The organism is Cryobacterium sp. TMT1-19 (assembly GCF_004403055.1).
GTDB classification, from domain to species: Bacteria; Actinomycetota; Actinomycetes; order Actinomycetales; family Microbacteriaceae; genus Cryobacterium; species Cryobacterium sandaracinum.
On sequence record NZ_SOHB01000017.1, the window covers coordinates 14,660 to 27,602 of the forward strand.

12 protein-coding genes and 1 pseudogene are annotated in these 12,943 nt (G+C 60.4%); 8 read left to right on the forward strand and 5 right to left on the reverse strand.

Going from position 1 to position 12,943, the window contains the following annotated elements:
• Positions 1-82: 82 nt before the first annotated feature.
• The 5 genes from E3T40_RS03815 to E3T40_RS03835 are packed head-to-tail and all read left to right on the forward strand — an operon-like array spanning position 83 to position 5,937.
• The gene (locus E3T40_RS03815) at positions 83-1,273 is read left to right on the forward strand and encodes a Gfo/Idh/MocA family protein (RefSeq protein WP_134542698.1); all 1,191 of its coding nucleotides are present in this window, start codon (positions 83-85) and stop codon (positions 1,271-1,273) included.
• Between the two features lie 5 nt (positions 1,274-1,278).
• A complete protein-coding gene (locus E3T40_RS03820; RefSeq protein WP_198411920.1) occupies positions 1,279-2,787 on the forward strand; it encodes a sugar ABC transporter ATP-binding protein in 1,509 nt (502 codons plus the stop codon).
• Positions 2,788-3,762 carry an ABC transporter permease gene (locus tag E3T40_RS03825; protein WP_134341919.1) on the forward strand — a complete coding sequence of 325 codons (975 nt, stop codon included), beginning with the start codon at positions 2,788-2,790 and terminating at the stop codon, positions 3,760-3,762. It abuts the gene before it with no gap.
• The gene (locus E3T40_RS03830) at positions 3,762-4,901 is read left to right on the forward strand and encodes a Gfo/Idh/MocA family protein (RefSeq protein WP_134542699.1); all 1,140 of its coding nucleotides are present in this window, start codon (positions 3,762-3,764) and stop codon (positions 4,899-4,901) included. The genes E3T40_RS03825 and E3T40_RS03830 overlap by 1 nt, the downstream gene beginning before the upstream one ends.
• A gap of 28 nt (positions 4,902-4,929) precedes the next feature.
• Positions 4,930-5,937 carry a sugar phosphate isomerase/epimerase gene (locus tag E3T40_RS03835; RefSeq protein WP_134401338.1) on the forward strand — a complete coding sequence of 336 codons (1,008 nt, stop codon included), beginning with the start codon at positions 4,930-4,932 and terminating at the stop codon, positions 5,935-5,937.
• Between the two features lie 541 nt (positions 5,938-6,478).
• Here the strand turns inward: E3T40_RS03835 and E3T40_RS03845 are convergent.
• The 3 genes and pseudogenes from E3T40_RS03845 to E3T40_RS17515 form a co-directional block, all read right to left on the reverse strand.
• Positions 6,479-7,622: pseudogene (locus tag E3T40_RS03845) on the reverse strand (IS3 family transposase).
• A gap of 105 nt (positions 7,623-7,727) precedes the next feature.
• Complete coding sequence (locus E3T40_RS17510) at positions 7,728-8,309, reverse strand: glycoside hydrolase family 26 protein (protein ID WP_370287864.1); 582 nt, start codon at positions 8,307-8,309, stop codon at positions 7,728-7,730.
• Entirely contained in the window at positions 8,273-8,722 is a 450-nt protein-coding gene (locus tag E3T40_RS17515; RefSeq protein WP_370287865.1) for a hypothetical protein, read from the reverse strand. Before E3T40_RS17515 ends, E3T40_RS17510 begins: the two co-directional genes overlap by 37 nt.
• A gap of 91 nt (positions 8,723-8,813) precedes the next feature.
• Here E3T40_RS17515 and E3T40_RS16905 point away from each other — a divergent pair, with 91 nt between their 5' ends.
• The 3 genes from E3T40_RS16905 to tatA all read left to right on the forward strand — a co-directional run bounded on the left by E3T40_RS16905 (position 8,814) and on the right by tatA (position 10,051).
• Entirely contained in the window at positions 8,814-9,014 is a 201-nt protein-coding gene (locus tag E3T40_RS16905; RefSeq protein ID WP_241981671.1) for a hypothetical protein, read from the forward strand.
• A gap of 158 nt (positions 9,015-9,172) precedes the next feature.
• A complete protein-coding gene (locus tag E3T40_RS17520; RefSeq protein WP_134542700.1) occupies positions 9,173-9,544 on the forward strand; it encodes a fibronectin type III-like domain-contianing protein in 372 nt (123 codons plus the stop codon).
• A gap of 291 nt (positions 9,545-9,835) precedes the next feature.
• Positions 9,836-10,051: a twin-arginine translocase TatA/TatE family subunit gene (tatA, locus tag E3T40_RS03860; RefSeq protein WP_134401341.1), complete on the forward strand. Its 216-nt coding sequence runs from the start codon at positions 9,836-9,838 to the stop codon at positions 10,049-10,051.
• A 76-nt stretch (positions 10,052-10,127) separates the two neighbouring features.
• Here tatA and nrfD read toward each other — a convergent pair whose 3' ends face one another.
• Positions 10,128-12,074, reverse strand: a complete 1,947-nt coding sequence (gene nrfD / locus E3T40_RS03865) for an NrfD/PsrC family molybdoenzyme membrane anchor subunit (protein ID WP_134542701.1) — start codon at positions 12,072-12,074, stop codon at positions 10,128-10,130.
• A complete protein-coding gene (locus tag E3T40_RS03870; RefSeq protein ID WP_134542702.1) occupies positions 12,071-12,934 on the reverse strand; it encodes a 4Fe-4S dicluster domain-containing protein in 864 nt (287 codons plus the stop codon). Before E3T40_RS03870 ends, nrfD begins: the two co-directional genes overlap by 4 nt.
• Positions 12,935-12,943 lie beyond the last annotated feature (9 nt).

A 12,943-nucleotide genomic window follows, 5' to 3' on the forward strand; every position in this document is an offset into this window, starting at 1 on the left:
CCCCACGGACTTCACGCTTTGCCCGAAACAGCTAGGTTGCAGCCTTTCCAAAGCTTTCGCCTAAAACGACAAGGAATTCACAATGAAGAGAATCAATGTTGGCCTCATCGGCGGCGGATTCATGGGCAAGGCCCACTCGCTGGCTTATTCGGCTGTCCCCATGTTTTACTGGCCCACCGACATCATGCCGGTTAAACACAGCATCGCGGAGGCCACGGATGACCTGGCTTCAGACGCTGCGGCGCGCTTCGGTTTTCAGAAGTCCACAAGTGACTGGCGCTCCATCATCGATGACCCGGAGATTGACCTCGTTGACATCGCAACCCCTAATAATCTTCACGCGGAGATCGCCATCGCCGCTCTCGAAGCCGGTAAGCACGTCATCTGCGAGAAGCCACTGGCCCGCACAGTGGAAGAATCAGAGAGAATGTACGAAGCCTCGCGCGGAAGCGATCGCGTCCACATGGTGGCCTTCAACTACCGCCGAACCCCCGCTGTCGCTCTGGCGAAACGATATATTGACGAAGGCGCCATTGGGCGCATCCTGAACCTTCGTGCGACGTACTTACAGGACTGGTCGGCCGACCCAAACTCTCCCCTGTCGTGGCGCTTCAAGAAGTCAATTGCCGGTTCGGGCGCTGTGGGCGACATCCTGACCCACGTGCTTGACATGGCTCGTTACCTCGCAGGTGAGATCACCGAAGTGAGCAGTCTGACGGCCAACATCATCACGGAACGCCCCTTGCAGCAGGCTGGTGCCGACTCGCTCGGGAATTCCAAAACTGATGGCGGACCAATGGGATCCGTTGATGTAGAAGACGAGGTCTTGTCGCTTGTGAAGTTCGCCAGCGGAGCCATCGGTTCCGTAGAAGCAACGCGTAATGCCTGGGGTCGCAACAACTTCATCACCCTCGAAATCCATGGTTCGGAGGGGTCCATCGTCTTCAACTACGAGAACAGGGACGAACTTCAGGTCTGTTTCAAGAGCGATGAAAACGATCGTCGCGGATTCCGCACGGTATACACCGGCCCCAACCACCCCAATGGCGCCAATCTGTGGCCCATCCCTGCGTTGGGTATCGGTTATGGCGAAACGAAGATCATCGAAGCCCATGACCTCTTCACCGCTATTGCAGGTGGTGACCCTGTTCGCCCCGACTTCGGCGATGGCTACCAGGTTGCTTTGGTCGATCACGCCATTCTCACCTCGGCAGCGTCCGGGCAGTGGGTTAAGGTTCCTCAGCTCAACCGCGAGACCGGAAGGGTCGAATAAACCAGATGTCCACGACTCCTGTGCTCGCAGTTGAGATGTCCGGCATCACCAAGGCCTTCAGCGGAGTTCCTGTTCTTCGCGAGGTCGATTTTGAACTGGTCACTGGCGAAGTGCACGCTCTCGCTGGTGAAAATGGTGCGGGCAAGTCGACTCTCATGAAGATACTGCAGGGCGTGTATCAGCGTGACAGCGGCGAGGTGAGGGTTGCGGGTGAGACAGTCTCCTTGACCGACACCTTCGCTGCGCGGGCTGCAGGCATCGGTATGGTTTTCCAGGAGTTCAGCCTCATCCCCACCCTCACCGTCTGGGAGAACGTCTTCCTAACGGCTGAACCCATGGGAAAATTCGGTCTCATCAATGATTCACTCGCCCGTGAGAAAGCGCATGCCATTTTCGTGGACATGGGTGTCAGCGTCGACGTCACGAGCCTGCTCGAGAATCTGCCCACGGCGCTCTGGCAGCTCACCGAAATCGCCAAAGCTTTGGCCCAGAACGCCCGTGTGCTCATCATGGATGAGCCAACGGCATCGCTGGCCAAGCACGAGACGAATGCGCTCTTCGAACTCATCGAGCGACTCCAGGCCCGTGGAATCTCCATCATTTACATTTCACACCGCATGGATGAGGTTTACCGGGTTGCCGATCGCATCACCGTGCTTCGTGACGGCAAGAAAGCTCTGACCGCAAAACTCTCCGATGTCTCTCCGGCGCAGATTGTCGCGGCCATTGTTGGACGAGAAATGTCCGGAATCATGGCCTACGAAGACCGCAGCGCGAAGATCAGCACGGATGCCGTGATGACCGTGACCGGTTTGGCTTCCGGCAAACGTCTGTCAAATGTCACTTTCGACTTGCACCGCGGAGAAATTCTCGGTCTGGCAGGTCTCATGGGCAGCGGTCGCACGGAACTCGTGAACACGTTGTTCGGAATCGATCGGGCCTCCGCTGGAACCATCACGATCAATGGACAGACCGTATCCATTCGCAATCCAGGGCACGCGATCTCCCTCGGGCTCGCACTCATCCCCGAAGATCGCCGAGCTCAGGGTCTGGTGCTCGAGCACTCCGTGCAGGAAAACATCACCCTTCCTCTTCTCGACGAGCTCAAGAGTGGTCCGCTCCTGCGTTCCTCCAAGATAGCCATACGAGCACAAGAGATCATTGGCAAGTTTTCCATCAAGGTCGCCGACCAAACAATGGATGTCTCGAGGCTCTCAGGTGGAAACCAGCAGAAGGTCGTGATCGGAAAATGGCTCGGCACTGATCCAGACATCCTCATGATGGATGAGCCCACGGCTGGCGTAGACATCGGTACCAAGAAGGAGATCTTGGCTATGGTTCGCCAGATTGCCGACGACGGCAAGGCCGTCATCATCATTTCGTCCGAACTTCCGGAACTGCTATCGGTGAGCGACCGCATCCTCGTTCTCCGAGATGGCGAAGCGGTTCGCGATCTTTCGCGGGCCGAGATCCCATCTGAAGAATTCCTTCAACTCGCTGTGCAAGGAGCATAAATGTCTACGCTGACTACGCAAATGACCCGCAGTTTTCGAATTGTTCAGCGCTTTGACTGGCGTCAGAACATTATTTACGTCGGTTTTGTAGTGGTGTTTATCCTCTTCGCCGTACTCCTGGGCGACAGCGGTTTCACGAGTGCCAACAACCTCCTGAACATTGCGCGCCAGACGGCCACCATTTCGATCATGGCCGTGGCCATGACATTCGTGATCGCCACCGCCGAAATCGACCTCAGTATCGGGTCTGTCGCGGGTCTGTCCTCCGTGGTTTCTGCCCTGGCCGTGTCTTCCTATGGACTGGTACCGGGCATTCTCGCCGGCCTTCTGGTCGGACTCGTTGTCGGTGCTGTCAACGGCGGACTCGTGGCATGGCTCAAGGTCCCGTCTTTTCTCGTGACCTTGGGAATGCTCGGTCTCATTGTGGGCGTGGCTCGCTGGATCACGGCTTCTGCACCGGTGCCGATCGCCGATGCCACGTTCATCCAGATCTTCGGTGGCGGTAATGTCGGCGCGATTCCGTCCCTTCTGATTTGGGCCGTGGTCGTTGTGGCCATTGGCGCGGTCGTCATGAACAAGACGAAATTCGGCCGCCAAGTTCGGGCTACGGGTGGGAATACTCAGGCAGCCATGTTTACTGGAGTCAACACCGCCCGGATCAAATTCTACGTTTTACTCCTCTCCGGGCTCGTGGCCGCCATCGCAGGCATGCTCTACGCGGGTCGACTTCAGTCGGGACGCTTCCAGTGGGGAACCGGTGATGAACTCTCAGTCATCGCTGCTGTGATTCTTGGGGGAACGTCCCTCTTCGGCGGCCGCGGTGCAATCATTGGATCACTCTTCGGTGCGCTTTTCATCGGCCTGGTCAACAACGGTTTGATCCTCGCCGGCCTTGAAGTGAGTCAGCAGCAGGTCGTTCGTGGCGCCATCATCATTGTCGCCGTCGCCCTGTCGAGCAAAAAGGCCTCAAGCTGATGCAGCCCCGACTCCGAGCCGGTATCCTCGGCGGTGGTTTCATGGCAGAAGTACATGCCCGGGCAATCCGGGCAGCCGGCTCCGAGGTTGTACTGATCGCGAGCTCTTCGCCCGACAGCTCCGCTCGCGCTGCGGCTCGGTTGGGTATCCACGGTATCGCTCCAAACGCCCGCGCCTTGATCGAGTCCGATGCGGTGGATGTCATTCATGTCTGCACACCGAATGCGTTTCATTCTGAGCAGGCAGGGCTGGCTCTTCTAGTCGGAAAACCTGTCGTGTGCGAGAAACCGTTGGCGACGCGGGTGTCAGACGCGGAAGACCTGGTGAGCCGCGCCAGGATCTCTGGAACACCGACTGCCGTTCCGTTCATCTACCGTTATTACCCTGCGGTTCGTGAGATTCGGTCGCGCATCTCACACGGTTCGGCCGGAGAGATGCACCTGCTCCACGGCTCGTATCTCCAGGATTGGCTCGCACTGCCCACAACCACAAACTGGCGGGTCGATGAGAAGGTCGGCGGCTCATCGCGTGCCTTTGCTGACATCGGCGTTCATTGGTGCGACCTGATGGAGTTCGTGACAGGGCACCGCATCACCAGACTCGTCTCAGCGCTCTCGCGATCACATCCTGAACGCGGGTCGACCGAAGATGCCGCATCCATCTTGTTTGAGACAGATCGCGGCGCATCCGGCACGCTCATCGCCAGTCAGATTACCCATGGGCGCAAGAACCGGCTCCACTTTTCCTTTGATGGGGAACTGGAATCATACCGGTGGAACCAGGAGCACCCGGGAAAGTTCACGGCTTCGAACCAGAGTAGTGAAAGCACAATCTACTCTGGCTCCGCAGAGCTGTCCGCCCTGTCGTCCCAGCGTCTGGCACATCTTCCTGCCGGGCATCCGAAGGGATATCAAGATGCTTTCAACGCTTTTACAGCGGATGCCTATGCTTCATTTCAGGACCAGAATGTCGATGACCTTCCCACGTTTGTCGACGGTTTACGGGCTGCGATCATCACAGATGCAGTGTTGACTTCCGCACAGTCCGGCCGATGGGTCGACGTCGTGGGTCCTACTGATGGAATTACTGCTGTGACGAACAACAGCCTCAGCGTCCTCGACGCAGCCCTAACTCAGTAGATTCATACTGACCAGGAAGGAGAAACACATGTCTCGACCCGTCACCCTTTTCACCGGTCAGTGGGCCGACCTGCCGCTTGAGCAGGTCGCGAAGTATGCAGCCGAGTGGGGCTACGACGGCCTGGAAATCGCCTGTTCAGGCGAACACCTCGACGTATGGCGTGCCGCAGAAGATGATGCTTACCTTCAGGAACGCCTCGATATTCTCAAGCGCCACAACCTGAAACTCTTTGCAATTTCGAACCATCTCAAGGGCCAGGCCGTCTGCGATGATCCCATCGATTTTCGCCATCAGGCCATCGTTGGTTCGCGAGTATGGGGAGACGGTGAAGCCGAGGGCGTTCGCCAGCGCGCCGCCCAGGAGCTCAAACTCACCGGCATCGCCGCTCGCAGGCTTGGCGTCGACACCGTGGTGGGTTTTACGGGCTCAAAAATATGGCCGTACGTTGCCATGTTCCCGCCGGTACCGGAGCATGTCATCGAGGCGGGTTATGAAGATTTCGCGGACCGATGGAATCCGATTATGGATGTCTTTGATGACAATGGTGTGCGGTTTGCCCTTGAAGTTCACCCAAGCGAAATTGCCTACGACTGGTATACGACGGAGAAGACGCTTGAAGCCATCGGACACCGTCCGGCGTTTGGCCTGAACTGGGACCCTTCACATTTGATGTGGCAGGACATCGACCCTGCGGCGTTCATACATAACTTTGCCGATCGGATTTATCACGTGGATTGCAAGGACACCACTTTGCTGCCGAAGGACGGCCGTCGCGGGCGGCTTTCATCGCATTTACCGTGGGGCGACCCGAAACGCTCATGGGACTTCGTCTCGGCGGGTCACGGCAGCGTGGATTGGGAAGCCAGTTTCCGCGCCCTGAACACGATCGGCTATACCGGTCCCATCTCCATCGAATGGGAGGACTCCGGTATGGACCGACTTCGCGGTGCCCCGGAAGCGCTCGCTTTCATTCGGGCACTACTCTGGACGCCAGCGTCGACTTCGTTTGACGCGGTGTTCAGCAACCAGGACTGATGGGGCAGTACCGCACAAAGTCGCTGAGAGCTATGACATCAATCACATGCCGGGTTGAACCGTTCCCGGTTTCCTGCCAACGCGTTGCTGGCGTAAACAGCTGTCCACTGACTTGTTGATCTGAGGACTCAGCCCCGGCTCATGGGGTCCCCGATAAGACCGGTTACGTCAGCCCGGCCGAAACCCGCCAGTCCGGCCGAGCGGCACTCCCCCACTCATTCAGAGTGCAGCAACCGATGCGTCCTCCACGAACCAGACGTGTCGGATATTTGCATCGTCGCTTCTCGGTGTAGGGCTAGCGTTGCGAACTTTGAATGTCGTGGGCACGCTCACTGAATTACCGAAGATCAGTGCGTGCTGTTTTGGCAGAGACGGCAGGCGGCTGAGCACCGCTTCGGATATGAAAGGGGTCATTCGTCGGACGTGCTGGAGGTCTTCCGGGTTCTGGATCCGGTGCACCACGAAGTTAGAGCACTGCGAAAGTACCGTTTTGGAGATTTGGGACTGCCCCGAGTTCAGTTGACTCAAAGGGTTAGTGGTTTCAGGCGGCCTTGAGGGCCACGTTTATTGTCTCAAACTCGATCGGGGTGAGCTTACCGAGGCGGCGCTGCCGGCGCTTTCGGTGGTAGGTGCGCTCGATCCAGACCACCATCGCCAGGCGCAGTTCCTCCCGGGTTGACCACCGCTGACGATCGAGGACGTTCTTCTGTAGCAGGGCCAAGAACGACTCCATCGCGGCGTTGTCGCCGCATGCGCCAACGCGGCCCATCGACCCGGTGATGCCGTTGTTCTTCAGCACCCGCAGGAACGCGTTGGAGCGGAACTGCGAGCCTCGGTCGGAGTGCAGGATCGTGCCGTCGATGTTGCGCTGGCCGATCGCGTTCCGGGCGGCTGCGACGGCCAGGGACGCCTTCATCCTGGAGTCGATCGAGTACCCGACGATCTTGTTCGCGTAGACGTCTTTGATCGCGCAGAGGTAGATCTTGCCCTCGTCGGTGCGGTATTCGGTGATGTCGGTGAGCCAGAGCTGGTTCGGGCGTGTCGCGGTGAATTTCCGTTTGACGTGGTCGTCGTGGACGGGCGGGCCGGCCTTGCGCGTGAGGCCGCGTTTCTTCGCGAACGCGGACCAGAGCCGTTGCTGCGAGCACAGCCGCCAGACCCGGTTCTCACCTGCGGTGAGGCCGGCCTGGCCGAGCGCGTCGGAGATGAACCGGTAGCCGAACGCGGGGTCGTCTCGGTGGATATCCCAGGCGGCGTTGGTGAGGTGGGCGTCGTCCAGTCGCGCTGGGAGATGGGGTCGCGCTTCCATTGGTAGAACGCTTGTTCGGAGAAGCGCAACACCCGGCAGGTCACCGTGACGGGGACACCGTCGACAGCCAGTTCAAGGACCAGCGGGTAGATCATTTTGGGTTGACGTCCCGGGACAGATAGGCGACGGCACGGCGCATGACCTCGGCTTCCTGCTCGAGCAGCCGAATGCGCTTCTTCGCATCCCGCAGCTCAACGGACTCTTTCTCGGTCACGCCCGGCTTGACGCCTTCCTCGACGTCGGCTTTCTTCAGCCAATTCGCCAGGCAAGACTCCGAGATCCTGAAGTTTCTCGCGATCTGATTCAGCGGGGCTTCGTGCTTCCGGGCGACCGCGACAACATCGCGGCGGAACTCGGGTGGATAGGGCTTGGGCATGATGACATCCTTCCAGCGAAGACGAATCTCCACAGGTTAGGAGTCAACCAAACCGGGGGCAGTCCCCTTCCTATTTCAGCGGTCGGCTGTCACCAACCTGGCGGCTCAATTCACCGAGCGCGCCGCCAGTGCCTTGGTGAGGGAGCTTGTGGAGGTTGTCGAGCTGTTGATGCGCCAGTCGGTCTCCTTGAGGAAGTGGAACCAGACGAAACCGGTGACGTCGGGTTGCTTCGCCAGGTAGGCCACCAAGGCGGTGTTCCACTTCGACTTCGACCCACCGGCCTCGGCGGACGAGGTTTCGGCGATAATGATCTGCTTCCCGGGCGCCAGTGCGCGCAGTTGGGCGAGCCCGGTGTCGAAGAGGGCCGCTGGTGCCTCCCAGGTACTCCAGGCCGCCGACGTACCCCAGTTGTACCCGTCCAGCGCAACGACGTCGACGTACGCGGCGCCGGGGTAAAGGCCGGCCAGCGGGGTCGAACCGGTGAACGGGATGTTCGGGCTCCAGACCCAGGACACGTTGGTGGCTCCGGCTGCGGCGACGACGTCGTGCACGTGGCGCCAGGCCGCGGCGTAGTCGCCCGGGGCGTTGCCGTTAACGCTATCCGCCCAGGGATACCAGTTGCCGTTCATCTCATGGCCGTAGCGCAGCATCACCGGCTGCCCCCAGGCGGCCAGGGCCTGGCCCACTGGGTGAGGTAGGTGTCGTAGGTGCCGTCAGTGACGCGAGTAGAAGAGTAGGCCGGCTGGCTTAGCCCGCCGCCCCAAACCCAGGGTTCCCAGGTGATTAGGCTCGTGGCTCCGCGCGCCCGCACGGAGTCGAGTTCGGCGATCGACAAGGCCTGGTTGAAGTCTTTGTACGACATCACGATCGAGGGGCTCTCGTTTACGAGAGTGGCGACCGCGTCCAGTTCGGAATTCGCCAGGGCGCCGCCCGGGGTGGCCACCCCGAAACGTAGACGGGACGCGCTGATTGGGGCGCTCGTTGTAATGGCCTGCTGGGTGAGGGTGGTGGTGGCTGCCGGGTCCACCGCGGTGGAGACGGGGGCGAAGCTGACGGTGAAGGACGCGCTGGCCGTCACGGTGCCTACTGTTGCCGTCACCGGCAGGATGCTGGTTGTGGTGTTGGAAACCGTCAGATCGGCGCTGAAGGTTCCGTTCGCCCTGGTTTGAACCGCAAGACGGGTAGTTCCCATGGTCACCGTGCCCGCGGTGTTTCGCGGAAATCCGCGTCCGCTGGCGGTGAGTGTGGAGCCGGCCGGGCCGGTGTTCGGGCTCAATGAGAGAGTGGTAGCACTCGACGCGGCCGACGCGCTGGGGGCGGCAGCCATGCCGGTGGATCCGGCCAGGATGGTAAGTAACACGACCGAAACCGCGACCACGGATCGGATGTGACGGTGTGCGCGCATGGAAGCTCCCGGGTGGGGAGATTCACTCGGATACCACGGCACAATGCCGCAGTGAAAATCTCTTGTGTCGTCAGAGTAGGGCATCGAGGGGACCCGCGGAATCCGCGGGGTCTGCTGGCCGCTCATAAAGAAACGTCGGTCCGCATGTACTTCAGGCCAGCACGTTGGGGTACCCAGGAGGGTGGTGGCGTGCGAGGAGAGTCGCGCCGTGCCTGCTGGCGGATCCGGCTCGCCCGGGAACACCTCACTCCTGCGGGACACCAAGGAGCAGAGCCTGGTCACCTGCGACAAATCGCCCCTTTCACCCGAGTGCACCTCCACGCGGGCGAGAGCGAGGCCGTTCAATTCGCCCTCGAACCGCGGAGCTGTACCCACTGGAATGAGAACGCCGCGGCGTTGCGCATTGTCGGCGGTACTTACACCGTCACAGTCGGCATCATCGGGGCCGGCGGCTGGACCAAGGAGGCCACATTCCCGCTGAGAAGACTGAATCAGCTCGACTTGTCCCCGTCTTGAGCCGGAGCCAGGAAAGCGCCGACCAGCTCGCTGAAGAATTAAAAGTTGCGAATGCTTTCGGCGGCAACAACGACCTCATTGCTCACCCGAATATCGATCTCGTCGTCGTCCCCACTCCGGGTCCGCAACGCAGAGTGCTAAATTACTTAGTAGGTCATCGCTAGTTCGGAGGCGTTCAGCGACGTTTAGCGTCGCGATTGAGCGGCCGCGGAGATTTCGGATTGACGTTGTCCACCTCCCCCTGGATGGGGGCGGTATCGACACCCCTACCGAATTACAGATCGGACCCGCATGTTCAGCAACCTAACCGGATGGCATTCCCTGATCATCCTTGCAATCGTCGTGCTTCTCTTCGGCTCGTCCAAACTTCCCGCCCTTGCTCGCAGCCTTGGGCAGTCGACAAAGATTTTGAAGAGCGAAATGCAGAGTACGACCTCCGCCGAATCAGGCCTCGATGCCCCGGTGGCCGCTACACCCGAGTCACCGGAGCCTGCCCCCCGTCTCTGAGACGGGTGCCAAAGGGCATACAAGGAACGCCCGCGATATTGTCGCGGACGTTCCTTTTTTCGTAGCTGGTCCGGGGTCAGCCGGAGGTGACCTTCCCGCCCTCGCTGCCCTGCGTGTCCTGGTTGAGCTGGGCGTCGGTACAGACCCGTCGGACCTTTACAACCTGCACGGTCAACGTCAACCAGATGGCGGCGACGATGGTGAAGATCGCTATGACCGTGACCTTTCCCATCGTGACAAAGGGTTTGGGTTCGGCCGGATGGTATGCCGACTGGCCCACCGTGACATTCACGGTTACCGAGTCTGTGATCGGTTGCTCGCCCATAGACGGTGTGTAGTGGGCGAAGAATTCCTGCGGCCCGGCCTCTGACGGCCGGTAGAGGTGGTCAGAGTCTCCGCCCAGGGTCAGGACGGCGACGCCCGTGGTATCGGTGGCGATTGTGCCCAGGGGAAGGAGCCGTTCCCCCAGTGCGCTCGTCGTCGTGAGGAATTCGACATCCCCCTGGGACATGGGTCGACCGTCCGGATCGGTGAGGGTCGCGGTGAGCCGCACTAGGCCGGTCGCTTCCACCCCGGTCAGGGCGATGGATGCCGTGTCTGACGTCGTGTCCGCCTGAGCGGGAGCCGCAGCCCCGACTGCCGCCCCACCCATCAGCCCCACGAGCAGGACGACGATACCCACGGATCGGGCCATCCGCCCGTTACCAACAACCTTTTGCCCGGATTCTGCTTTCCGGACAGTCCCATTCGCGGCGTCGATCTCCTCGATCTCGTCGATGGACAACAGGGGCACCACCCGGAAGAGCAGCATGAGCAGCAGCGGAACGGCGGCCGCTGCGGCGAGGGTCATGGCCACTCCGACCCATGTGATTCGAAAGTCGCCGAAGGTTCCGGTCATGTTGTCGAATGTGGCCGGAGCAACGACCATGAGCATCCGTTTCAGCCACATTGCCGGAACGACGAGGGCCGCCGCTGTGACGATGCCCCACACATTCCTGGTCCAGGGCAACGCCATGATCACGATCGGCAGTACGCCCCCGACGATAACGAATAGCCAAAACCAGACGGCCAGGCGGCCGAGCAGGAGCTCGTGAAACACCGCGAGGGTGTCTGGTTCACCGATGTACGCGCCAGGCAGGAGATCCGCAAAGGTCATATAGAGGTAGGTCGCGGAGAAAGTGACCAGCAGCATCCCGAGACGGACGAAGTGTCTTGGGGTGATAAACGCCTCCAGGTGGTAGCCACGACGGAATGACGCGACGACAAGAATGACCAGCGCTACGCCCGAGTAGAGTGCTGCGACGACGAAGTACGGCGCCCAGATGCTTTCATTCCACCAGGGGCGGTTGGTTAGTGTGAAGGCCCATGACAGCACGGAATGCACCGACACCGCCAAGGGAATGATCATGATCGACACCAGTCCAAGTGACCGGTTCAGCACCCTCCGTTGTACAGGGTTACCCACCCAGCCGCGCGATAGGACTCTGTACAAGCCGGCTCTGAACCGGCCGAGCCGGTGCGGGCCCTCACCGTGCAGGATGGCCATGTCCGGCACGAGTGGCAACAGGAAGAACACCAGGGATGCGGCGGTATAGGTCATCACGGCGATAAAGTCCCAGAATACTGGGGCCGCGAAGTTTGGTTGGGTCAACAGCTCCCAGACTCGCTCCGGGCGTCCCAGGTGCGGGATGATGAGTGCCGTGCCCACAAGCACAGTTACTACTGCGGTGCCCTCGGCAAGCCGGGTGAGCGGTGCACGCCAGTCGGCGCCGGTGAGGCGCAGGATCGCGGAAACCACCGCTCCGCCGTAACTGACCCCAATGAATGTGATCACGTCGGCGATGTAGATGCCCCAGAACGCCTGATCGTTGTAGCCGGCGACGCCCATCCCAAACACAAGCTGTACGATCCAGGCGACGACACCGGCCAGGACCACAATGCCGAGGGCGGTGATCGCGTACCAGTAGCGGCGGCTGGGGGTCCCGAATGGGCGAAGCGCTGCGGCCCGGACCGGGTTGCTCACGAGAGGTCCTGTCCGTGGCCGCGAATGTAGTAAACCCGCGGGTTGGTCCCGAGTTCCTCCTTGAATCGCACGGCGTCGTTCTCTTTGAGAAATTCGGAGAGTACCTTGACGTCACCGAGGCCATTCACGGCGACGTCGGTGATCAGGTCGCCGACATACATGACACCCATTGGGCAGCCGGTCACACACGCGGGTAGTTCACCGTACGGCAGTCGGTCTGCGCATAGAACGCACTTGCCGACTGTTCCCTTCTGTTGGGGCACCGGCATTTGCGGCGTCGGAGGGAATGGCATCATGGTGACTGGTTTTGGTTCGTTCCAGTTGAAGTAGCGCGCCTCGTAGGGGCAGGCCGCCATGCAGGCCCGGGAGCCGACGCAGGTGTTCGGGTCGACGAGGACGAGCCCTTCATCAGTGCGGAAGGTGGCGCTCACCGGGCAGACCGACAGGCACGGCGGGTTCTCACACATCATGCACGGCCGTGGCATCGGATAGGTGCCCCCTGTGCTGTCCTCCATCGAATACACCATTATCCAGGTCTGCTCCTCCGGTAGCTTGTGCCGCTGTTGACAGGCAATTGTGCACGCTTTGCAGCCGTCGCAGCTTCGGAGGTCGATGACCATGCACCACGCGTGCTCCGGTCCTTTTCCCTTCTTTCCATTCGTTTCTCCCTGCCCGGTTGTCGCCTCCGCGTCGTCGTTGAGGAACCCGAGGGCTATGGCACTTCCGCCGGCTGCCGCGATCCCGAGGGTGGCGAGGAGGTTGCGACGGCTGAGAGTGTGCGACTTACCTTCCGTGCCGACGCCGGTTTTTCTCACCCGGTTGTCGCCTGCCTCGACTGGCTCGTCTGCTTTATTAGACATTCGAATGTC